This window comes from Streptomyces sp. NPDC048560, from assembly GCF_040650955.1.
In the GTDB taxonomy this organism is placed as follows: domain Bacteria; phylum Actinomycetota; class Actinomycetes; order Streptomycetales; family Streptomycetaceae; genus Streptomyces.
Map to the genome: position 1 here is coordinate 200715 of NZ_JBEZIJ010000014.1, position 19795 is coordinate 220509.

Annotated in this window: 25 protein-coding genes and 1 pseudogene; 6 read left to right on the forward strand and 20 right to left on the reverse strand. The window is 69.7% G+C overall.

The window, feature by feature from the left end:
• Nucleotides 1-36: 36 nt before the first annotated feature.
• The 3 genes from AB0C82_RS32190 to AB0C82_RS32200 all read right to left on the reverse strand — a co-directional run bounded on the left by AB0C82_RS32190 (nt 37) and on the right by AB0C82_RS32200 (nt 1508).
• A complete protein-coding gene (locus AB0C82_RS32190) occupies nt 37-390 on the reverse strand; it encodes a hypothetical protein (protein ID WP_362849079.1) in 354 nt (117 codons plus the stop codon).
• A 503-nt stretch (nt 391-893) separates the two neighbouring features.
• Nucleotides 894-1049, reverse strand: coding sequence for a hypothetical protein (locus AB0C82_RS32195; protein WP_362849082.1), 156 nt, complete (start codon nt 1047-1049; stop codon nt 894-896).
• Between the two features lie 33 nt (nt 1050-1082).
• Nucleotides 1083-1508, reverse strand: a complete 426-nt coding sequence (locus AB0C82_RS32200; protein WP_362849085.1) for a hypothetical protein — start codon at nt 1506-1508, stop codon at nt 1083-1085.
• A 211-nt stretch (nt 1509-1719) separates the two neighbouring features.
• Between AB0C82_RS32200 and AB0C82_RS32205 the strand changes: the two genes are divergently transcribed.
• The 3 genes and pseudogenes from AB0C82_RS32205 to AB0C82_RS32215 all read left to right on the forward strand — a co-directional run bounded on the left by AB0C82_RS32205 (nt 1720) and on the right by AB0C82_RS32215 (nt 3363).
• Nucleotides 1720-2226 carry a DinB family protein gene (locus AB0C82_RS32205; protein ID WP_362849088.1) on the forward strand — a complete coding sequence of 169 codons (507 nt, stop codon included), beginning with the start codon at nt 1720-1722 and terminating at the stop codon, nt 2224-2226.
• Nucleotides 2227-2280: 54 nt separating this feature from the next.
• Complete coding sequence (locus AB0C82_RS32210; RefSeq protein ID WP_362849090.1) at nt 2281-2475, forward strand: hypothetical protein; 195 nt, start codon at nt 2281-2283, stop codon at nt 2473-2475.
• 43 nt (nt 2476-2518) lie between these two features.
• Nucleotides 2519-3363, forward strand: a pseudogene (locus AB0C82_RS32215) (IS5 family transposase).
• Nucleotides 3364-3581: 218 nt separating this feature from the next.
• Here AB0C82_RS32215 and AB0C82_RS32220 read toward each other — a convergent pair.
• From AB0C82_RS32220 to AB0C82_RS32270, 11 genes are all read right to left on the reverse strand, one after another.
• Nucleotides 3582-4106: a hypothetical protein gene (locus AB0C82_RS32220; protein ID WP_362849092.1), complete on the reverse strand. Its 525-nt coding sequence runs from the start codon at nt 4104-4106 to the stop codon at nt 3582-3584.
• A gap of 160 nt (nt 4107-4266) precedes the next feature.
• A complete protein-coding gene (locus tag AB0C82_RS32225; protein ID WP_362849095.1) occupies nt 4267-4989 on the reverse strand; it encodes a VOC family protein in 723 nt (240 codons plus the stop codon).
• Nucleotides 4990-5248: 259 nt separating this feature from the next.
• Complete coding sequence (locus tag AB0C82_RS32230; RefSeq protein ID WP_362849098.1) at nt 5249-5656, reverse strand: gas vesicle protein K; 408 nt, start codon at nt 5654-5656, stop codon at nt 5249-5251.
• Nucleotides 5649-5888 carry a gas vesicle protein gene (locus AB0C82_RS32235; RefSeq protein ID WP_362849100.1) on the reverse strand — a complete coding sequence of 80 codons (240 nt, stop codon included), beginning with the start codon at nt 5886-5888 and terminating at the stop codon, nt 5649-5651. The genes AB0C82_RS32230 and AB0C82_RS32235 overlap by 8 nt, the downstream gene beginning before the upstream one ends.
• Complete coding sequence (locus AB0C82_RS32240) at nt 5885-6697, reverse strand: GvpL/GvpF family gas vesicle protein (protein ID WP_362849104.1); 813 nt, start codon at nt 6695-6697, stop codon at nt 5885-5887. Before AB0C82_RS32240 ends, AB0C82_RS32235 begins: the two co-directional genes overlap by 4 nt.
• Nucleotides 6694-7149, reverse strand: a complete 456-nt coding sequence (locus AB0C82_RS32245; protein WP_362849255.1) for a gas vesicle protein — start codon at nt 7147-7149, stop codon at nt 6694-6696. The genes AB0C82_RS32240 and AB0C82_RS32245 overlap by 4 nt, the downstream gene beginning before the upstream one ends.
• A 108-nt stretch (nt 7150-7257) precedes the next feature.
• Nucleotides 7258-7509 (reverse strand): gas vesicle protein GvpG, encoded by a 252-nt coding sequence (locus AB0C82_RS32250; RefSeq protein ID WP_362849106.1) that lies wholly within the window; start codon nt 7507-7509, stop codon nt 7258-7260.
• 11 nt (nt 7510-7520) lie between these two features.
• Complete coding sequence (locus AB0C82_RS32255) at nt 7521-8234, reverse strand: GvpL/GvpF family gas vesicle protein (RefSeq protein WP_362849109.1); 714 nt, start codon at nt 8232-8234, stop codon at nt 7521-7523.
• A 3-nt stretch (nt 8235-8237) separates the two neighbouring features.
• The gene (locus tag AB0C82_RS32260) at nt 8238-8696 is read right to left on the reverse strand and encodes a gas vesicle structural protein GvpA (protein WP_362849111.1); all 459 of its coding nucleotides are present in this window, start codon (nt 8694-8696) and stop codon (nt 8238-8240) included.
• 81 nt (nt 8697-8777) lie between these two features.
• Nucleotides 8778-9170, reverse strand: coding sequence for a gas vesicle protein (locus AB0C82_RS32265; RefSeq protein WP_362849114.1), 393 nt, complete (start codon nt 9168-9170; stop codon nt 8778-8780).
• Nucleotides 9171-9426: 256 nt separating this feature from the next.
• Nucleotides 9427-9597 carry a hypothetical protein gene (locus AB0C82_RS32270; protein WP_362849117.1) on the reverse strand — a complete coding sequence of 57 codons (171 nt, stop codon included), beginning with the start codon at nt 9595-9597 and terminating at the stop codon, nt 9427-9429.
• 197 nt (nt 9598-9794) lie between these two features.
• On the opposite strand from AB0C82_RS32270, the gene AB0C82_RS32275 reads away from it, so the two are divergent.
• A complete protein-coding gene (locus AB0C82_RS32275; protein ID WP_362849120.1) occupies nt 9795-10235 on the forward strand; it encodes an ATP-binding protein in 441 nt (146 codons plus the stop codon).
• Between the two features lie 224 nt (nt 10236-10459).
• Here the strand turns inward: AB0C82_RS32275 and AB0C82_RS32280 are convergent, their stop codons facing one another.
• The 3 genes from AB0C82_RS32280 to AB0C82_RS32290 form a co-directional block, all read right to left on the reverse strand.
• Nucleotides 10460-10633, reverse strand: coding sequence for a CsbD family protein (locus tag AB0C82_RS32280; RefSeq protein ID WP_362849122.1), 174 nt, complete (start codon nt 10631-10633; stop codon nt 10460-10462).
• Nucleotides 10634-10879: 246 nt separating this feature from the next.
• Nucleotides 10880-11791, reverse strand: a complete 912-nt coding sequence (locus tag AB0C82_RS32285; RefSeq protein ID WP_362849125.1) for an SDR family oxidoreductase — start codon at nt 11789-11791, stop codon at nt 10880-10882.
• Between the two features lie 193 nt (nt 11792-11984).
• Nucleotides 11985-14420, reverse strand: a complete 2436-nt coding sequence (locus AB0C82_RS32290; protein ID WP_362849257.1) for a SpoIIE family protein phosphatase — start codon at nt 14418-14420, stop codon at nt 11985-11987.
• Between the two features lie 364 nt (nt 14421-14784).
• On the opposite strand from AB0C82_RS32290, the gene AB0C82_RS32295 reads away from it, so the two are divergent.
• Entirely contained in the window at nt 14785-15081 is a 297-nt protein-coding gene (locus tag AB0C82_RS32295) for a hypothetical protein (RefSeq protein ID WP_362849128.1), read from the forward strand.
• A gap of 38 nt (nt 15082-15119) precedes the next feature.
• On the opposite strand, the gene AB0C82_RS32300 is transcribed toward AB0C82_RS32295, so the two are convergent.
• A complete protein-coding gene (locus AB0C82_RS32300) occupies nt 15120-15704 on the reverse strand; it encodes a ferredoxin (RefSeq protein ID WP_362849130.1) in 585 nt (194 codons plus the stop codon).
• Nucleotides 15705-15995: 291 nt separating this feature from the next.
• Nucleotides 15996-16988 carry a helix-turn-helix domain-containing protein gene (locus AB0C82_RS32305; protein ID WP_362849132.1) on the reverse strand — a complete coding sequence of 331 codons (993 nt, stop codon included), beginning with the start codon at nt 16986-16988 and terminating at the stop codon, nt 15996-15998.
• A gap of 52 nt (nt 16989-17040) precedes the next feature.
• Between AB0C82_RS32305 and AB0C82_RS32310 the strand changes: the two genes are divergently transcribed.
• Nucleotides 17041-17436, forward strand: coding sequence for a cupin domain-containing protein (locus AB0C82_RS32310; protein WP_362849134.1), 396 nt, complete (start codon nt 17041-17043; stop codon nt 17434-17436).
• Nucleotides 17437-17574: 138 nt separating this feature from the next.
• Here AB0C82_RS32310 and AB0C82_RS32315 read toward each other — a convergent pair whose 3' ends face one another.
• Nucleotides 17575-19032, reverse strand: coding sequence for a PepSY domain-containing protein (locus AB0C82_RS32315; RefSeq protein ID WP_362849137.1), 1458 nt, complete (start codon nt 19030-19032; stop codon nt 17575-17577).
• Nucleotides 19033-19795 lie beyond the last annotated feature (763 nt).

A 19795-nucleotide genomic window follows, 5' to 3' on the forward strand; every position in this document is an offset into this window, starting at 1 on the left:
GCCACGCAAGGTATCGCTCGTCCACAAGGTCCGTCCCTACTGGAGGGACAGCCCCTTCGGGTCGGTGAGCCCGACGGGTTCGGCGCGGAACGTGGCGGTCCATGCCGTGGGTTCGCAGCCCTTGCCGTTGGGGTGCTGTTCCTTCAGGGGCGCCTCGGTCTCGTCGGTGACGATCTCCTTGCCGTCGACCGTGGACGTGACGGTGAGCCGGACCCGCACGGGTCCGGGACCGGCTGCCTCGGGCAGTGGGACCGCCAGTCGGTTCACCGGGTCGTTCGGATCGCCGGACTTCCGTTCCTCGCACGCCTCGCCGGCACAGAGACGCAGGGTGGCCGCGTTCGCCTTGCCGAAGTCCGAGGGGCGCCAGACAAGTGATACCGCGGAATCCATACCGATGAGGGTGCAGGGTGACCCCCCGGTGTCCGAACACCCGGTCAGGATCGATGCTGCCAGCAGGGTGGGCACTATGAGGCTTCTCATCTCACCACCTTGCCACTGGACCGGGAGCGAGTTGTTGGACCAACCCGACGGTCGACGAAGCCCAGTTGGCAAGGCCACGCAGGCCGCCTCGGCTTCTCTGCCGCCGCAGTCACCACCCGGGACGATGCCCTGGGTGTGAACCGTCCGGACTGCTGCGGGTGTTCGGCGCGGAGCGGCGACGTCACCACTGACCTCGAACGGCCTGGAGGACCTGACCCCGCACATGCCCCGACCCTCCCGCAGGGAGGTCGGGAGGGGCGGCAGGTCCCGCCCGCAACGGGGGCAGCGGGCAGGACCTGAGCGGGGGCCATCGGGGGCGAAGTCCCTACCGCGTGATCAACGATGCACCTGAATCAGCCACGGGGATAGAGGTGTGACCGAAAAACACCCCGAGGAACTTCGCCCCGCCGGATTCACGAGACCGGGTCGGGTTTGACATGCGGGCAGAACGAGACTTCCAGGAAGCCGTACATCGCACTGACCTGTTCGTGAGTGGCGCCCGTGCTCATGTCGTCGTTCATCAGATCCTCGTACGTCCGGTCGCCGCCGTTCACGTCCTGACAGTTCATCACCTGGCCGACGGCGAGGCCCTGTTTCTCGAACTAGGTCATCGGCTTCTCCACGCTCAAGCAGTAGTTGTTCACCTGGCCCACTGCGGCAAGCTGCTGTACGAGCTCGTCCGTAACGCCCACGCTCTCCAGGTACTCGGTGCTGGACGCGACGGCGTCACCCCTCGCGAAATCCGACTCGGGTTCCGTCTCAGGCTCAGGTTCGTCGTCACCATAGGTGCCGTCGTCCCCGATGTCCTCAGCGGAGACGGCATCGTCCTGCGGCGCTTCATCCGCCTCCCCGCACGCGGTCAGCGAAGCGGCCGGAAGTGCGACGGTGGCGAGCGCGCGGATCTTCATGAGTCCCCCGAGAGATGCGAATCGACCGGCAATGTCCCCAAAGAGTGCCTGTACGGAGCCGAGGTCGCAGCGTTTCGCTCGCTCCTCCGGCGGGCTGGCAATCACGCGGCGCTGCGCCATCAGGTGGACCACCTCTCCCCCACGGCCACCGGAACAGCCCGGTCCCACTGTCTTCGTCGGTACCTCGGCAAGTGCCGTATGTACTGCGGCAAGTAGTGGACCAAGGCGCCATCGCGCGCGGGCGCTGGTTGCAGGAAACCGGCGGCAGGCGGAAAGGGCGTTCCGGAAAATGCATCGACATCGGTCGCGGTGATCGGGGACGCTTCCCGCGATGACCAGAATCGACGACACACCGCCCGCGTGGGACGAGCGCACCCAGCTCACCACGTTTCTCGACTACGCACGTGACACCGCCCGCGCCAAGTGTGACGGCGTCTCCGCGGAGGGTGCCCGCACGGCGCTCCTGCCGGGGTCTCCCCTGATGACCTTGAGCGGGGTGATCAACCACCTCCGCTGGGTCGAGTACTACTGGTTCCAAGTGGTCTTCCTCGGCGAGGAGGACCAGGGCCCCTGGACGGAGGAGGACCCCGACCGGGAGATGCGTATCGCCGTCGACTTCCCACTCACGCGGTTGCTCGACGAATACGCCGAACAGAGCGCCCGCTACCGCACGTTGGTCACCGGGAACGGCCTGGACAAGCGGGCCGAGCGGGCCGTCCGCGACGGTCTCCACGTCGACCTGCGCTGGATCCTCCTGCACCTCACCGAGGAGACAGCCCGCCACAACGGCCACCTGGACATCCTGCGCGAGATGCTCGACGGCACAACCGGCGGCTAGGCCGGTTCGTTTGGATCACTTCCGCTGGCCGAGGTTGTCGTTGATGATGGCCGTGTGACTAACCGCATCAGCGCTCTGATCTCGGCCTTCGGCGTCCTTGCCAGCGTGATGCTGGTAGTTGCGGGCGTTCGTGAGTACCGCTCTGGGGCCTCGATCCTCTGGCTCGTGGCTGGAGCCGTGATCTTCCTCAGCGCTTCGTGCACGCTCGTGCGGGACGCGCGGCGGCTCCGCACCGGGCCGACCGTCTGACAGGGGCGCCGTTCCGACCCGCACCGCCAGTCGTTGTTCGTGTGTGCCGTTGACTGACGCGCAGTGGGCGTGAAGCGAGCCGTTACTCCCAGATCGGACACCGCGGCAGGGTGGCCGGTGGCGGGATCACCGAGAAGTGATCGACGCGATCGCCTGGAAGTTCCAGACGGGATCGCAGTGGATCCACCTCCCCGAGAAGTACGGCAACTGGCGAGGCGTCTACAACCGGCTGCGGATGTGGGCCGTCGACGGCACCTGGGAGCGGGTGTTCACCGCGCTGGTCGCGCAGGCCGACGCCGACGACGATCTCAACTGGGCTGTCTCGGTGGACTCCACCATCGTGCGCGCACACCAGCACGCTGCCGGAGCCCGCAAAAAGGGGCACCAGCAGGCGAACCGGCAGACCGTGCCATAGGCCGGTCCCGCAGTGGACTGACCACGAAGATCCACCTGGCCTCCGATGCCCAATGCCGGCCACTGGCCTTCGTGCTCACCGCCGGACAGGCCGGTGACGCACCCGCCTTCGCTCACGTCATGGCCCGTCTCCGCGTTCCTCGACGGCGAGGACGTCCCCGTACCAGGCCGGACCTGGTCCTGGCCGATAAGGCGTACTCCTCCCGCGCGATCCGCGAGCACCTGCGCAAGCGTGGGATCCGTGCGGTCATCCCCGTTCCGGCCGATCAGCGCGGCCACCGGCTGCGGCGCGGCAGCCGGGGCGGCAGGCCACCCGCATTCGACCTCGAGGCATACAAACAGCGCAACACCGTCGAACGCTGCATCAACCGCTTGAAACAGTGGCGAGGCATCGCCACTCGCTACGAGAAGACCGCGACCATCTACCTGGCTGGACTCCACATCGCGGGCATCTTCCTCTCCTCTACTCGGTGATCCAAACGAAACTGCCTAGGTCCGGCGCAGATGTGATCACGCCCGGGCAGTGGGGCGACAGTCCGCGGCCGGTCCCCGTACTCAGCCGACCGGCCACTACCCGGGGCCCGGCAGTGTTCACCCCGGCCGGGCCGCGTTCCAGGTGCTGACACCGGGCCCGGCCGCGTGCACGCAGCACAGCCCGCGCCCTCGACGGGTACTCACGCCGTCAGGCGCAGTCAGCAGCCGGGGCGGATCGGCGGAGACGATGTCAGGGCGAGCGCGGCGATCCGCAGTTCGGACACCCAGGTCCGATGGTCGAGCCCCGACGCGTACTCGATGCAGCACCCGCACTGCGGGATCAGCGCCACGAGTGTGCTCTCCTCATCGGTCTCGGCCTCCGTGTCCCACCAGTCGTTCGACGTCAGGTCGGCCGCTTCGACTTCTCCATGGATCAGCCTCGCTGCCAGCCGGCGCAGCGCGTGGCGCCGTGCCAGGCCCGGGTCGGGCAACTCGATCCCGGCTTCGGAGAGTGCTTGCTCGAACGCGTCGCGGATCTCGCGGGTATCCGCGTTGCGTGGCAGTCCGGCGAGCTCGCACAGCGTCGGGGTGTCCAGTCCGGCGGCGATCGCCTCGGCCGCGATCATCGGCAGGTCCTCCGGGCGGATCTCATGCGCCTGGTAACGGCACGCCACCTCGCCCAGAGACGTGAGAGCATCCCTGGCCGATGACTCCGGTTCCGGTGTCGTTCCTGCGGTTCTCATGACTCGTACGATGCCGGCACCGCTTTCGTGAGGTTGCCCGGACGCGGGTACGCGCGGCTCTGACCGTTGTGCTCGGGGAGCAGCCACATCAAGGCGGGGGGAGGGGCCGATTCACACACCGCCGATGACATCCGTCTGCTCGCGCGCGACAACAGCCCCGCTACCGGGGCCTCCGTACGGAGAACTCGTTGCCGTCGGGGTCGAGCATCAGCGCCTGCAGGCCGTCGCCCTCGCCGATGTCGGTGCGCTGCGCGCCGAGTGAGATCAGGCGGTCGACCTCCGCCTCCCAGTCGGCGTCGGCGGGGAGCGCGAGCTCGAAGGACAGCCTGTTCGTGCCCTTCTTCGGAGCGACCGGAGGACCGCCCCACGTGATCTTCGTACCGCCGTTCGGCGACTGGATCGCGGTCTCCTGGTCCTGGTCCCAGACCAGTGGCCACCGCAGCGCCTCGCTCCAGAAGTAACCGACCTCCTGCGTACCGTCGCAGGCCAGCGCTCCGATGAAGCCGGTGTCGGCGAGGAACGTGTTGCCCGCCTCGATCACGCAGAACTCGTTGCCGTCGGGGTCGGCGAGCACCACGTGCCCCTCTTCGGGGAGTTGGCCCACGTCGATGTGCTGCCCGCCGAATTCCAGCGCCCTGGCCACCGTCTGCTGCTGATCCTCCGGGGAGGTGCTCGTCAGGTCGAAGTGCGCCCGGTTCTGGCCGGTCTTCGGCTCCTGGCCCGGCAGGAAACGGATGCGGTACCCGTCGGTGTCGGGCGGCAGGATCGCGATCTCGTCGTCCGGGCCGTCGGCCAACTCCCAGCCCAGGACCCCGGACCAGAACCGCGCCAGGCCCGAGGGCCGGGTCGCGTTGAAGCAGATCGCGAACAGTTGACTGGTCATACCCCGGGTGTCTCCGATCCACTGACGGTTGATACGGCGCCTCGGCCTGCGCAGGGCGCAGCCTAGAGCGGCTGCGCGGCACCCGCACCCGAGTTTCCGCCGACGGGTGCCCGGTTTCCGCACGGTGACGATCGTGCCGGACGGCGGCGTCGTCCTCGGCGCCGGTTGATCCATCCCGTCGTTCTGGACCGGTGCTTACGTGAGGAGCCCCGGCAGGTGAGCCGCGCGGGCGAGCCGCAGGGGTGCAGTCGGCCGGCCGTCACTCGGACGGCGGCAGCAGTGTTCCCAGCGGTCCGAGATCCAGATTCAGGTCTTGCATGGAAAGGCCGTACCGGTCGCAGAGTTCGACCATGCGCTCGTAAAGGATCATGAGGGTGGCGCCCAGCCGCTCCTCCTGTTCCTCGGTGAGGTCTCCGGCATCGACCCGATGCAGTGCCTGGCGTTCCATGAGCTGTCGCAGCAGCTCGACCAGGGTGAGAACCAGTTTCATCAGGTCCCGTTCCACCGTGTCGGGGTCGGTGGAGACCCGGTGCGCGCGCTTCGCCGTCCCGGCGCCGCGCAAGGGCGGAGCGTCCTGCGGTGCCGCGGGCAGCAGGCTGAAGGCACGGGTCGCCGCGGCGGCGACCTCCTCGAAGCGGTTGCCGGGTCGGGGGGTTTCCTCATTCATGGCCGCCTCGCACCGGCGTGATGGCAGGCCACGGGGAAGGGTTCTGTTCGCTGATCGAGACGATCAGGGCGCGCAGCGAAACGCGTACGAGGTCGATGTCGGCGATCGAGAGCACGACGTCACCGGTGAGGACCACCCCTCCGCTCAGCAGCCTGTCCAGCAGGTCGATCAGCGCGATCTGCCGGTCCGGGAGCGGCTCTTCCGCTGCGTACGGACCACCGGCCGCGCTCATGGGACCGCTCGCTTGCGCGGTACGGCTTCTTCCGGCGTGGCGAAGGAGTAGGGCGCCCACGGTCCGGTGACCTCGACGCGTACCCCTGGCAGCCCCTCGGCGGCCCGCAGGACGCCGGAGCGGAACTGTTCGGCGTGCGCCATCGGCACGAGGTAGGAGTCGTTGACGACGTTCTCTCCCGGCCCGCGGGCGAGTTCGCCCTGCTGCGCCCGGTGCTGCACCCGGTCGACGGCCACTTCTCGGGCCGCGTCCTCGATACGACGGGCGACTTGTTCGGCGTCACGGTAGGTGTCTTCGCGGGCGTGGCGCTGCGCTCTGCGCCGGCTGAGGTAGGCACGTCCAGGGCTCAGGCCGGGATCCGCGGAGGGTTCCGGTCCCTCCGTGGCCGCGGGCGCCACGGCGTAGATCTTCACCCCCCATTCCACCTGCCCGGCCAGGTCGGACAGCCGGGTGGCAAACGCTTCCAGACGGGCTTCGAGCATCTGTCGCACCCGTTGGTCGTCGAGATACACGGTGGCCAGCCGGAGCGGCAGGACGGTGGTGTGCGCGGCCAGCGCCTCGATCACCCGGTGGTGAGCGCGGGCGACCGCCTCCAGCCAGTCCAGGTCCTCCAGGTGTGCACGCAGTGCCACTTCGTCGAAGTCCGGCGCGGGCACGGGGCTGACGGCGACCACCACGTCAGGGGCGCGCGCTACGCGCACCAGGCGCACCGGCGCGTCCGCCACTCCCCGGAGCCCGGTCAGCGCATCCTCCAACACGCCCTCGACGTCCCGTGCGACGGCGTAGGCATAGCTGACGACGTCGGTCACGACGCGTCCCCCTTCTTGCGGCGGGGGCTGGGCTCGGCCCGCTTGGTGCGGGTGGAGCGTGAGGTGCGTCGGGGGGTGGGCTCGGAGCTCTCCCCGTCCTTCGCCGGGGGCAGTTCACTGCCCTCACGGAGGGCCTCGATCTCGGCGCGAAGCCGCTTGTTCTCCTCGGCGAGTGAACGTTCGCCCGCGGCGCGTGATGACAGCGCGGGTTCGGCGCGTGACGACAGCGAGGGGTCGTGCTCCCACCAGTCGATGCCCATCTCCTTCGCCTTGTCCACCGAAGCGATCAGCAGGCGGAGCTTGATGGTGAGGAGTTCGATGTCCAGCAGGTTGATCTGGATGTCGCCCGCGATGACGATGCCCTTGTCCAGGACCCGCTCAAGGATGTCGGCGAGATTGGCGGAAGAGCCCTGACCGCCGTACGGCCCGGCCCTTGAGGGGAAGTCGCCCATCCTCCTGGCGACGGGTTCGTTCACGTCGCTGCACCTCCCTCGTTCGGTGTCCCGGTTGGTGCGACGGGCGCCCGCAGCGGTGCCCCGTCAGGGCGGCAACCCCCGTGATCAGGCAGTGGTGCCTTGTTCATGGGCCCTGATTTCGTCCAGCCGGTCGAGCAACTCGTCCTCGCGCCGGTCGAAGGTCTCCTCGTCGATCTCACCCGCCAGCAACGCCTCTTCCAGTTCGGCGAGTTCACGCTTGACGGGAGCGGGGTCGTAGTACTCGTTCTCCGCGGCCTCGATGGCGCGCTCCACGACCCAGGCCACGCCTCGCACGGGCGCCAGGGGCAAGGTGGCGAGCTGGCTCAGCAAACCCATGGGAAGGCTCCCTAGACGAAGCTGTATGCGGGCAGCGGACCCAGGAGCCGGAAGTCGAAGTCCTCACCCAACTCCTTGGCCAGCGCCTGCTCCTCACGGAGGAAGTTCTCCTCGTCGGCCTGCTCGACCAAGAAGGAGACGCTGAGGAAGTCGTTACCGGACGCCTGCGACGGGCGATCCTCCCGCGCGAAGCCGCGCAGTGCGTCGAAGACTCCGGCAGCGAGCCTGTCCTGCCGCGCCTGCACCTCCTTGGAGACGAGTTCCCCGAGTGCGAGCGACAGATCCTGGCCACCTTTGCCGCTCTTGATCTCCTCATTGAGCTGACGCGCTTCGTCGGACTCCAGGATGATCTGCCGCAGCAGCGCATCCTCGTCCTGGCCGGCTTTCAGGTGGTACTCGACGCAACCGTCCAGCGCCTGCAACCGCTCGTTGAACGCGTCCGCGCTGTCCTCCAGCACGGCTCGTACGGCGTCGTCGTCCGCTGCGGTGAGCCCGAACTGCAACGGCAGGACCGTGCCGTCGGCCATCAGCCGCTCCTGCACGGCCTGGTGCGCGCCGAGGTCGCGGCGTTTGGGCCGTAGCTCGTCCGGGGCGTCGCTGACGATCGCGGACAGTCCGTCCGCCCGGACCGTGCGAAGGTCCGCGGGCGGGTCCCCCACCCCGTCGAGGCCGTCCAGGCCTTGCGGATGGGTGCTCGCGACGATGGAGTAGACGTATACGGCCATGGCTCACTCCTCACGGCGTCGGGCGGCAGGCCGACGCTTCGGCCGCTCCCGCCTCTCCACGGGCTCCTTGCGCTTCGTGCCGGATTCCTCGTCGTCCCCGCTCTCCCCCTTGAGGGCGTCGGTCACCACTTCGGCGGCCCCGCTCAGGGCCCCCTTGGCCTTGCCGTGCGATCCGCCTTCCGTCACCTCGCCGACGAGGTCGGTCAGCTGGGAGGGCGCCTTGCGCCCCTGTTCCAGGTCCAGGCGGTTGCAGGCCTCCGCGAAACGCAGGTAGGTATCGACGCTCGCCACGACGATGCGGGCGTCGATCTTGAGGATCTCGATTCCCACCAGCGACACACGCACGAACACGTCGATGACCAGGCCGCGGTCCAGAATCAGTTCGAGGATGTCGTAGAGGTTCCCGGACCCCGCTCCGCCGCCCCTGGAAACGGTTCCTCCACCTTGCGGCACCACAGTCATGGTGCCTCCCTTCGGAGGTCCAGGCCTGCTCCGGGCGCTTGCACACGGCGGCCGCGGTGACGTCCCGGGGCGCCGGCCTGGCTACCTCTGGTCGATCTGCCCTCGGGTGTACCGGCGGGTGCGTTCGTACGCCACCAGTTCACCCTCCTCGTCCAGCGTCACCCGGTAACTCGCCATCACGCTGGTGGTCCCGGGGACACGCTCCAGTTCCATGACCTCCACGTCCGCCTGCCAGCCCTCCTCCGTCGGCTTCACAGCCGATACGGACTCAGGGGCTCGTCCCAGGAGCTCCTGGAGCTGCGCGGCTGCGTTCCGCATGGCGCCCGCCGCGGATACCTTGCGGGGTGCGCGCCCGGCTTCGCTCGTCCCGCTGCCCGCCCGCCCAGCCGTCGTCTTCTTCGTGGACTTCTTGGTGGGCTTCCTGGTGGACGGACGCCGGACCTCTTCTGTCTCGTCCTCTTCGCCTGCGGCCATGTGCCCTCTTAGCAATCGGAGACAACACGCTGCCCGCGTCACATAGATATGGCGCCATTACATGATATACGGCATGAGGGCGGCAGGCTGTGGCAGCCCGGCGCACGGCGCCCCGAGCAGGCCGCGTTCCACTCACTGCGCACGGGCACAGAGCGGCCCTGGCCTCGAATCGCTTCGGGGCCAGGGCCGCTCTGTGCCCGGTGCGGGAGCGGAAGCTCGATGACCGCTTGCCCGCGCCGGGTTCCAGTTGGTGTCGTCAGCGTCTGCGGGCGGGGCGGTTGGCTCCGATGCCCGCGACGTGCAGCGCGAGAAGTGTCAGGCCCAGGAGCATGACGTTCACGGAGGCGAAGACGTCGTTCGTGGCGATGTCCGCTGCGTTGATCAGGAAAGCGATGAAGAACAGGACGGCTGCGGCTATACCGAGCATGGGGCGCTCCTCTCGAAGGGGGTGAGATGCGTGTGCCCGGATATCCCAGGGACAGACCCCGTTCCCGCTTCTGTTCTGTTTTCCGCTTCTGCTCCCGCTCTTGCTTCGGGTCATCTGCCGGGGTGTGCGCCGGGGATGCCCGGATGTGCCGCGCAGGCGGGGGTAGGAGATGTGGAGAGCCGAGCGAGGGAGGGCCGATGACGAAGGACACGTCGCTGCGCGCGATGGGATGGGCACAGTCGTTTCCGGTGTCGCAGGGCGTGCGGGCCGGCCGTCGGTGGACGCGGGAGCACCTGGAGTCCCTGAAGTGGACCGAGGACTCCCCCGACACGGTGGACGCGATACTGCTCAGCGTCTCCGAGCTGATCACCAACGCTCACGTGCACGCGCACAGCGACGCGCAGCTGGTCCTCACCTGGGACAGCCACTGTCTCCACGTGAGCGTCCACGACTCCGATCCCCTGCCCCCCACCAAGCGGCCCGAGGACCTCACGACGACCGGGGGGCGCGGCATGGCCATCATCGACGCGCTCGCGGACAGCTGGGCCACGCATCCGCAGGCGTCGGGCAAGACCGTCACCGCCTGCTTCGTACCACCGGGCGCTCCGAAGCCCCGGCACGGCGACGACGTCAGCTGAACTCCGGGTGGAGGCCGCCAGGCACGGCGGAGACGTATCCGGGCTCCGGTCGCAGACGACCCGGAGCGGCAGGAGAGCGGGAGAGCGGGAAGCGGTCGGGAGGAACAACCACCGGCCCGTACCCGGCGCACGCACATCGCTCGCCCCTGCCGCCGACATGTGTGTGGCCCGGCAGGGGGCCGGGCCACACACAAGGCTGAGAGCGTGTCGCGCTCTCGCGGACGTCAGTGCTTGAAGGCGTCCTTCACCTTCTCCTTGGCCTGGCGGGCGTCGCCCTTGGTCTGCTCGGCCCGGCCTTCGGCGGTGAGGCGTTCGTTCCCGACCGTGCGGCCGGCGGCCTCCTTGACCTTGCCCTTGGCCTGCTCGGTCTTCGCCTTGCTCTTCTCATCGGCAGCCATGTCATTCACACCCTTGCTCTGCTCGACATCAGGAACAGTTCTCGTGTGACCGGTGGCAGCACGCGCAAACACCTCCGGCCGCACAATCATCCCACCAGGGGCCGGAAGAGGGATGCAGCCGAGGACGGCGGTGAGGCCGTCGCGGCGACCGCGCCCCATCCACGCGGCACCACGCCGCGACAGCGTCGTGTTGTGGCGGACACACCCTGCGTACGCTCCGGGTGCATCCCCATCCACCCCCGAGGTTCAACACTGAGGCGGGATGACGGGTGGTCCTGGCGTCTCCGGTCGCCGGGCCTCCCAGTCCGCCCGGCCTCCTGCTCCCAGCACCCCGGTGGTGCGCTGAAGGCCGTCGGCCGGGAGACCTGCGAGGGAGCGGCGGGCGATTCGGGAGACGATCAGGGGGAACAGGGGGCGCAGGGGCTGCACGAGGCGCAGCCACGGTGGTGCGTAGATGCTGGTGGCTCGGCGCTCCACACCGCGAGTGAGCCAGGCCGCAACCTGGTCGGAGGAGTGGACCCGGCGGGCGGGGGCGGGCTGATGGGCGCGCAGAGCGCGCAGGACGGGGTGTTCGTCGAGGGCGTCGATCATGTCGGTGCCGGTCCAGTGGAGGTAGGCGATGCCCACATCGACGCCCTCGGCACGGAGTTCGGTACGCAGGGCCTGGGCAAAGGACTCGACTCCCGCCTTGGACGCGCAGTAGGCGCTCATGAAGGGCGCGGCCCCGAAGGCGGCGGTGGAGGCGACCTGGAGGAAGTAGCCGCGCGTCGCGATGAGCTGGGGCAGGAAGACACGGGCCGTGTTCGCGCTGCCGACAAGGTTGACGTCGATGACCCGGTTGAACAGCGCGGCCTCGCTGGCGGCGAACGGGCCCGCCGCCGCGATCCCCGCGTTCGCCACGACCACGGACGCGGGCCCCATCCGTTCCCCCACGACGCGTGCCGCGCCCTGCAGCGCGGCCTCGTCGGTGACGTCGACCTCGAAGCAGCGGGCCTCGGTCGGCAGCGTGGCCGCCACCCGCCGCAGTGACTCCAGCTCCCGCCCCAGCAGGACCACCCGCAGCCCACGCTCGGCCAGATGGCGCGCCGTCGCCGCGCCGACCCCGCGCGCGGCTCCGGTGACCACTGCCACCCGCCCGTACAGCCGGTCCTGCCCCATCACTGCCTCCCTGGCAAGCACCACACGGCCATGCACCGCGCAGCCATGCACCGCACCTCACCCGGCCAGTCGACCACGCCCCCGCCCCGAGCACCCGTCACCACTGTCCCGCCGGGTGAGCGGCCGTTCGGCGCGACCGCTGCGCGTGGGACGAGGGCGCTGCCCGCACCCGGGCCGGTGAGGCCGAGTGGTTCTATCTCTCGCGGCCGACGGCCCAGCGGGCGGCGAGCAGGAGCGCGATGTCGTCGGGGCGGTCGGCCGCCTGCCTCGCCTCCCTGATCACATGGTCCGCGGTGTCGGCCAGTGAGGCCGAACGGTCCTGGGCGATCGTGCCGCAGAGCCGCTCGATGCCCAGGTCGATGTCCGTGCCCGCCTGTTCGACGAGTCCGTCGGTGAACAGGGCCAGCGTCGCCCCGGGTTCGAGCCGTAGCTCGGTGAGCGGGTACGAAGCTGTGGCGTCCACTCCCAGCACGACGCCGCCGGGCAGTTCCAGGGTCTCGACCGTGCCGTCGGGATGGCGGAGGATCGGCTGCGGGTGGCCGGCCCGCACGGCCTGTGTGTAGCCGGTCCCGGGGTCCAGGACGATGTAGCAGCAGCTGGCGAACTGGCCGGGATCGAGGTCGATGAGCAGCCGGTTGGTTCCGCTCATCACCTCCTGCGGAGGTTGGCCGCTCAAGGCGAAAGCACGTACGGCACTGCGTAGTTGGCCCATGGTTGCGGCAGCCGCGACGCCGTGTCCCTGGACGTCCCCGATGACGAGGGCGAGGCCCCGGTCGGTCTCGATCACGTCGTACCAGTCACCGCCGACGTCCATGCCCTGGGTGCCCGAGAGGTAGCGCCCGGCGGTGTCGACGTGCTCGACCTGGGGTAGCCGGTGCGGCAGCAGGGCGTCCTGCAGTCCACGGGCCAGGGCAGCCTCGGTGTCGTAACGCTGGGCGCGCTGGAGGGCCTGGGCGATGAGTCCGGCCAGGGCGGTGAGGACCGTGCGTTCCTCGGGGCTGAAGCCCCTCGGCTGGTCGAAGCCGAGAATGCAGGAGCCGACGGGCCGCCCGGAGGCGATGAGTGGCAGGAAGGCCCGGGCGCCGACGTCGGTCTCCATGGCGATGCCCGGGTAGGCGGCGCCCAGGTGCTGCATCGACTCGAAGAAGATGGGGCGGCCGGAGGTGAGTGTTTCCACGCCCGGAAGGTGGGCATCGAGGGCGACGCCGTCGAAGGGGTCGAGGAAGCCCTTCGGGAAGCCGGTCTCCCAGGCCAGGTAGAGGTGTCGCTCGTGCAGCAGGTAGATCGCCAGCTGCCGTCCGCCGAATGCGGGCAGCAGCTCCTCCGTGACCACGGCGGACACCTGTCGCGCGGTGACTGCCTCCGTCAGCGCGATGGCGAGGGCCACGGGCCGGTACAGCGCGGTGGACTGGTCGGCCGGGGCTCCGATCCCGATGCCCGGGGTGACGGCCGATCCAGGGGCGTAGGCGGGCTGGTCCGTGGCGGTGAGCGTGGCCGTCACCCCGTCGTCGCCCGGGTACAGGGAGACGGACAGCCATTCCTCCGTGGCGCGGAGGGCAAGGAAGTGCACGGGTTCTACGGAGAGCAGTGCCGCGCGGTGGTGGTCCTCGTACGCGGGATGACCGAACCACGGCAGGGCCTCCCACAGGACGCGTCCCACCAGGTCTGCCCGGGCGGAGCCGAGGAGCGATTCCGCCAGATGGTTGACGTAGGTGATCCGTCCGAGCCGGTCGAGCGAGAAGATTCCTCGGGGCAACCGGTCGGCTGCCTCGGGAATGACGGGCCCGGTCCCGAGGTCCACGAGGTATCCGGTCAGGTGCCTTCCCGTGCCGTCGCCGGGTGGGCGGGCCCGGCGGCCCGAGAGTTCCAGGAGGTGCGACCTGCCGTCGGGGCCCTGGAGTCGCATTCTGCGGGTGACAGGTGTGCCGGTCCCCACGGCCTGGCGGGCCAGTGTCCAGAGGCCGTACACGTCCTCCGGCACCAGCCGCGCCGCCAGCGCGTCGATGGTGCCGGGGAAGTCGGCGGGCCGCGTACCGAGGATCGCGCACACGTCTTCGTCCGCGGTGACGGCGCCGCTGTCGAGGTCCCAGTCGAACTGACCGATCCTTACCGGGGGCGCGGTGGCCGCAGGCAGCTGGACGGGAACCGGATCGCCTTCCCACCGGACCGGCGTTCCGTCGTCAGCCAGCGCCTCGAGGTCGTCGCCGAGCCGCTGGGCGACGTGCTGCAACCTGTCGCGGTCCACCGGCGTGACCGGTTGTCCGGGGGTGGCGGGCCGGAGCACGACCAGGACCCCGATCCTCTCGTGACCGCTGACGACGGGCACGTACAGCGAGCCGAAGGGGAAGGGCAGGCCGGCCATCAGCTGCGGAAACCGGCGCGTGGCCTCCTCGGCGTCGCCGAGGAACACGGGCTGACCGGTGGAGAAGGCCTCGGCCACCGGGAAGGGCCGGTTCACGTGCATGCGCCACCAGGGGCGGAACAGCGGGATGGGTAGACCTGCGAGCACCGTGAGGCGCAGCAGCCCCGGCGTCTCGGAGCGCAGATATACACCGCCCGTATACCCGCCGACGGACTCGACCGCGCTCACCACGGCCTCTGCCAGCACCAGGGACAGCTCGTCCGGCACACCACCACCGTTGTGCCGTGCAGGCGCAGCCCCGCTCTTGCCGAGTGGAGCGCGTTCCGCCGCGCCGAACCAGGTCACACCTCAGCATGCTCCCGACCGGCGTATGCACGCACCCGGTGGGCCGCTCCGAGGCGGTTCGGTGGATCAGCTCCGATGCCGTCGGACGCCATCGAAGGGAGGGCTCGGACGGGAGGAGCGAGCCGGGGCGATCACCGCTTCGTGAGCACGGGAGCGGCCGGCCGCTCCGGCTGATCGTCGCTCGCTTGCGGCCGGTCACCGCTGGTGGGAGCTCTGGCTTACCGTGCGTCCGCCCTGCGATCTGAACCCGATAGCCCGGGCTGGAAGAGTGCGCGATCATCGCCGGGTGAACAGCGCCGGGAGCCAGGCTTCGGTACGGGTCGTACAGACGTGTTGCGCGTTCCCGTCTCAGTGGGACGCCTGGACCGCCGACGGACAGTACCTGCATCTCCGCTACCGGCACGGTGAAGGCCGCGTCGAACGGCACCCCGACCCCGGCACCGACGCTCCCGACAGCTGGAACTCGGGCCTCTCGGAACTCCTGGTCGAGTGGGATGACGGCACCGACGGTGGTCTCATCAGCCTCGATGCCTTCCTCGCGGCCGCAGGCTTGACTCTGGCACCGGGCGCATCGGTGAGCTGAGCGTCATGCGACCTGTTCACGTGTGAGCCGCAAACTCTCTATGCGTCCAGCACCGGCAGCCGATCGCCAGAGGTCGCCGGGCGGCCCTCCGCCAGCCAGAACATGTAGTCGCGCAGGTATGCCTCAAGGCCCTGGCTCAGGTGGGTGAAGTACGCCCGCGCGCCGACCGCGGCGTCCCGGAGGTGCTCGCGGTCGGAGAGCATCCACTCGCTCCGGCCCATGCGCCGGGCCCACTCCTGGACCCCGCCGCGCTCACGCCACCAGTCCCGCACCAGCTCCGGGGTCCAGTGCAGGTCGCCGTCTCCGCCGTACCCGGCGAACGGGTCGCATTCCGCGGCGCACACCAGCTCCTGGACCTCGACGGCCCCTACCGGCTGGCGGAAGACGAACTCCCTGAGTTCCTCGTCCTCATACGTGACGAGGCGGGGCGCGTACTGGCGCCCGGTGCAGCAGTTGTCGGTATTGGCGGTGTAGAAGGGGCCGGGGACGTTCCGCCAGTCCCGGCCCTCCCACCCGCCGTCGGGCGCGGGCTCGGACCAGTCGTGCTCCAGGTCGCCTCGCCACAACGGATGCGGCCGGCCCACCAGGGCTCTGACGGTCGGTATCGGATCCCAATAGGTCATGCTCGGCAGAGTGCCAGATGGTTGGGCCGGTGGGGATGGAGTCGGCAGCACATTGCGGACCCGGGCAGGTTGGTGGTCCCCTCGGCTTCCAGGTGCCCTGGCCAGTGCCGACGCGGCCGGCGCTCGGCCGGGATGCCACCTAGGCCCTGCGCCACCGGGAGCGGCTGGTGCAACTGCCGACGGGCTTGCTGCGCCGATGGCGACCGGTCGCCCGGTTGCCCGTCACCGATCCACGCTCCTGGCCTCACGCTCTCGGGAAGAGGGCTGTCGGCAGAGGATTCAGGACGGCCGTCAACGCACCCCGGGGCCGAACCGGCGCCTGTAAGCCGACGGGGTGATGCCGGTTTCGCGGCGCATCAGAGTACGCAGGTTGGCAGCGGTGCCGAGCCCACTGCGCCGCGCGACCATCTCGAAGCGGGACTCACCTCGCTCTATCAACCGGCATGCCAGGGCAAGCCGTTCCCCCGTGAGCCACGCCAACGGTGTCGTGCCCAACTGCGCCCGGAAACGCCGGTGCAGTGTCGCCGCACTGACCGCCGCACGCACCGCGAGGTCGGACACGGTGAGCGGTGAGTCCAGCCGGCCCTGGGCCCAGGCCAGGACGGGCGCCAGGGACTCGTCCGGCAGGTCGGGCATGGGGCGCTCCACGAACTGCCGCTGCCCACCGTCCCTGTGCGCGGCGAAGACCAGCCGTCGGCTCACAGAATTGGCGACCTCGGCGCCGTGGTCGCGGCGGACCACGTGCAACCCGAGATCGAGCGCGGCCGCGCTCCCCGCAGCGGTGAGGATGTCACCGTCATCCACGAACAGCACGTCTGATTCGAGCCGGACGGAGGGGAAGCGGGCGCGGAAGGAATCCGCCCACTGCCAGTGCGCGGTGGCCCGGCGCCCGTCGAGGACTCCGGCCTCGGCCAGGGTGAAGGCACCGCTGCAGAAGCCGACCAGGCGCGCACCGCGTGCGTGAGCGCGTCGGATGGCATCGAGCACGGCGGGGCGGCGGGGCACCTCGGTGTCGGGCCGGTTGGGCACGATCAAGGTGTCCGCCGCGTCGGCCGCTCCCAGGCCGGCGATCCCTGTGAGCGAGAAGAAGCCGTCCCGCATCAAGGTGCGGGGCTCGGGCGAGCACAGTCTGAAATCGTAGAGTTCACGGCCGATCTCCGGCCTGCGCAGGCCGAAGACCTCGGTCGCGCAGCCGAGCTCGAAGGGGTTCGAGTTCTCGTCCACGATCACGACGACCCGGTGTACGCCCGCAGCCACACCTGCATGCGAGGATTCTTTCGTCATGTGCGATTCCTAGCACTCACGCCGGCCAGGTGAACCGTCTCAGGATGAGTCCATGAGCAACGTACCCATCTCTCTCAGCACGGCTCTGGCCTCGTTCGACGCACTGTGGAGCCCCCGCATCGTCACGCGTGTCAACGACTACGACGTCCGCATCGCCAAGGTCGAGGGCGAACACGTCTGGCACGTCCACGACGACACCGACGAGTTCTTCCTCGTACTCGGCGGAGAGCTGCACATCTCCTTGCGCGAGCCCGACGGGGAACGCACGGTCCTGCTCCCCCAGGGGTCGGTCTTCACCGTCCCCCGAGGCACGGAGCACAGGCCGTACGCTCCGTCCGGCGCCGCGATCCTCCTGTTCGAGCCCGCCGGAACATCGAGTGTGGGCGATCGTCACGACGAGATCCCGGACCACGTGGACGTAACGACCGGGCACTCACTGCGCACCTGAGCCGACACGCTTCGGGCGAACCTCACCATCGGCGTCAGCCCGAACTGTAGGGATGTGAAAACAGGTTCGAGGTGGTGCCTGGCGCCGGGGAGGGCGCACTGCTGCGCGCTCCCCGGCGCCGGCGATCCCCGGTGTCAGCTATCCCGCCTGTCCCGCCCGGGCTCGCTGTACGAGGCCGTTGGCCGCATCCACGAGGAGGAAGGCGAGCAGCGTGATGCCCAGCAGCGGGAGGGCCCAGCCCAGTGCGACCGCGAACGGTACGCCCAGAACGAGCACCGGCAGTGGGATGCGCCGCCAGGTGCCCCGCCCGGGCGCCTTTCCGAGGCGCGCTGTACTGCCCTCACGTGTGGGGCGGCGCTGCCACCACATCCGGTAGCCCCAGAGGGTCACCGCGATCAGTCCCACAGCGAGCAGGGCCAGGAGGATCTGGTTGACGATGCCGAAGAGCACACCCATGTGCCCCTGTACGCCCAGCTTGCTGAGCTTGGCCAGCAGCGGGTAGTCCGCCCAGCGGCTGTGCGAGGTGACTTCGGCGTTCACGGTGTCCACCGCGACCTGGTCGTAGCGCACCGGCCACACGTTGTCGTCCTGGGCGACGACCCAGGCGCCGGCGGCATCGGCGGGAGGCGTCACCGTGACGGTCCCTTCCAGTCCGGCCTTCCGCGCGACGGCGAGCGCGGCGTCGAAGTCGGCGGGATCCGTCTGGGCACCTTGTTCGTTCGCATCGGTGCCGGCGTGCCCGGCGTGTTCCCCGCCCTCGTCCCCGGCCTCCGGCTGAGCGCCCGGCAGGACGGGATCCAGCGCGGGCGCGTGGCCCTTCGCCGCGTCGAGCAGCTGACCGAACCGCTCACCCGCGTAGTGGGACCAGGTCAGGCCGGTGGCGCTGAGGAAGAGCAGGCCGAGAGCGATCCATACGCCCGTCGCCGCGTGCAGGCTGCGTGTCCGCCGCACGCCGCGGGCTCCCTTCTCGGGCAGCAGGACCCCGCGCGCGGACTTGTCGCGCCTGCCTCGGCTGCGGCCGAGCCACAGGACGAGTCCGGCCGTGACGATGATCCCGAGCCAGCTCGCGGCCACCTCCGAGTACAAGCGGCCGGTCTCGCCCAGGTGCAGGTTGCGGTGCAGGTCGTCGAGCCAGGTGGTCAGGGGTGTGGACCCGAACCAGGTGCTGAGCTCGCCCTGCACCTCGGCGGTGTACGGGTCGACGAACACGGTGCGCTGCTTCTCGCCCAGCTCGGGAACGTCCAGTACCACGCGGGTGGTGCCGTCCGGCTCGGCCGGGGTGATGACGGAGGCGAGTGTGCCCTCCGGGTGTGCGGTGCGGGCCGCGGCTATCTGTTCTGCCAGCGGAAGGGGCTCGTCGCCCACTCGCCCGACGCGCAGTTGATCACCGTAGACGATCTGATCGAGCTGCGGGGTGAGGGTGTAGGCGAGCCCGGTCAGGGCGGCCACGAGGAGGAACGGGGCGACGAACACTCCGGCGTAGAAGTGGAGCCGGACGAGCAGCGCCCGCACGCCCGCCCAGGAGCGTCCGGCAGTCGGTGCGTCGGTTTCCCCGGAGGTTTGTTCCGGTGGCCTTTGTTCAGTGGTTGACGACATGGGTGCTCCCCAAAGGAATGCACGCGCGCCTGAGGCTGCGCGCACGGCGAAGTCGGGTGGGTGACAAGAGCAGCCGCGGCGGTGGGTGTCGTACGCGCCGCGGAATCGGGTGCCGTGATCACGCGAACGTGATCAGACAGGAGTCACCTGGGGAGGACCTCGAAGTGGCCGGGTCCGCGCGAGCAGCACACCGAACCGCGAAGGGAGCGTGGTCGTGGGGAAGGAAGGCGGGGGACGATCAGCCGAACCGGGATGCGGGGGTAGCGACGCCCACCGGAGGGCAGGGCGGATCAGCGCGGCCAGGCGCCGCAGGATTCGCTCTCCGTGGACGACGCAAAGGGCTGATCCCACGGTGGCGAGCGCGTGCGCAGCCGTCATTCCCAGGGTCATCGATTGCCCTGTGACGACATCCCGCGCCGCGCCCATGTCCATGGACCCGTCGGACATGCCGACAGTCCCGGCATGGTGGCCGGCCTGTCGTGGCGTCATCCCGCGTCCGGCGCCGCCGGACATCGAGAGGCGATGGAGTACCAGGTGAAGGGCGAACTGGGTGACGCCCAGCATCAGCGTAGCCACGTCGAAGCGATGGCGTCGGCCGCCGATGACTGCGACACCGAGCGTGGCGAGTGCGGCGAAGACGGCTACCAGACCTCGCACGTCGGGCAGTTGCCCACCTGCCGCAACGTGACTTGTGGAGCCCAGAAGCATGGACGCGGAAGCCCACAACAGCCCCTTTCGGGTCCGCTTCACCCAGTTTCCCGGT

Excerpts from the sequence above, each read along its gene's own strand:
- AB0C82_RS32190 (WP_362849079.1), bottom strand. The coding sequence starts at position 390 with ATGGATTCCGCGGTATCACTTGTCTGGCGCCCCTCGGACTTCGGCAAG.
- AB0C82_RS32195 (WP_362849082.1), bottom strand. The coding sequence starts at position 1,049 with ATGAACTGTCAGGACGTGAACGGCGGCGACCGGACGTACGAGGATCTG.
- AB0C82_RS32200 (WP_362849085.1), bottom strand. The coding sequence starts at position 1,508 with ATGGCGCAGCGCCGCGTGATTGCCAGCCCGCCGGAGGAGCGAGCGAAA.
- AB0C82_RS32205 (WP_362849088.1), top strand. The coding sequence starts at position 1,720 with ATGACCAGAATCGACGACACACCGCCCGCGTGGGACGAGCGCACCCAG.
- AB0C82_RS32220 (WP_362849092.1), bottom strand. The coding sequence starts at position 4,106 with ATGAGAACCGCAGGAACGACACCGGAACCGGAGTCATCGGCCAGGGAT.
- AB0C82_RS32225 (WP_362849095.1), bottom strand. The coding sequence starts at position 4,989 with ATGACCAGTCAACTGTTCGCGATCTGCTTCAACGCGACCCGGCCCTCG.
- AB0C82_RS32230 (WP_362849098.1), bottom strand. The coding sequence starts at position 5,656 with ATGAATGAGGAAACCCCCCGACCCGGCAACCGCTTCGAGGAGGTCGCC.
- AB0C82_RS32235 (WP_362849100.1), bottom strand. The coding sequence starts at position 5,888 with ATGAGCGCGGCCGGTGGTCCGTACGCAGCGGAAGAGCCGCTCCCGGAC.
- AB0C82_RS32245 (WP_362849255.1), bottom strand. The coding sequence starts at position 7,149 with ATGGGCGACTTCCCCTCAAGGGCCGGGCCGTACGGCGGTCAGGGCTCT.
- AB0C82_RS32250 (WP_362849106.1), bottom strand. The coding sequence starts at position 7,509 with ATGGGTTTGCTGAGCCAGCTCGCCACCTTGCCCCTGGCGCCCGTGCGA.
- AB0C82_RS32255 (WP_362849109.1), bottom strand. The coding sequence starts at position 8,234 with ATGGCCGTATACGTCTACTCCATCGTCGCGAGCACCCATCCGCAAGGC.
- AB0C82_RS32260 (WP_362849111.1), bottom strand. The coding sequence starts at position 8,696 with ATGACTGTGGTGCCGCAAGGTGGAGGAACCGTTTCCAGGGGCGGCGGA.
- AB0C82_RS32265 (WP_362849114.1), bottom strand. The coding sequence starts at position 9,170 with ATGGCCGCAGGCGAAGAGGACGAGACAGAAGAGGTCCGGCGTCCGTCC.
- AB0C82_RS32270 (WP_362849117.1), bottom strand. The coding sequence starts at position 9,597 with ATGCTCGGTATAGCCGCAGCCGTCCTGTTCTTCATCGCTTTCCTGATC.
- AB0C82_RS32275 (WP_362849120.1), top strand. The coding sequence starts at position 9,795 with ATGACGAAGGACACGTCGCTGCGCGCGATGGGATGGGCACAGTCGTTT.
- AB0C82_RS32280 (WP_362849122.1), bottom strand. The coding sequence starts at position 10,633 with ATGGCTGCCGATGAGAAGAGCAAGGCGAAGACCGAGCAGGCCAAGGGC.
- AB0C82_RS32285 (WP_362849125.1), bottom strand. The coding sequence starts at position 11,791 with ATGGGGCAGGACCGGCTGTACGGGCGGGTGGCAGTGGTCACCGGAGCC.
- AB0C82_RS32300 (WP_362849130.1), bottom strand. The coding sequence starts at position 15,704 with ATGACCTATTGGGATCCGATACCGACCGTCAGAGCCCTGGTGGGCCGG.
- AB0C82_RS32305 (WP_362849132.1), bottom strand. The coding sequence starts at position 16,988 with ATGACGAAAGAATCCTCGCATGCAGGTGTGGCTGCGGGCGTACACCGG.
- AB0C82_RS32310 (WP_362849134.1), top strand. The coding sequence starts at position 17,041 with ATGAGCAACGTACCCATCTCTCTCAGCACGGCTCTGGCCTCGTTCGAC.
- AB0C82_RS32315 (WP_362849137.1), bottom strand. The coding sequence starts at position 19,032 with ATGTCGTCAACCACTGAACAAAGGCCACCGGAACAAACCTCCGGGGAA.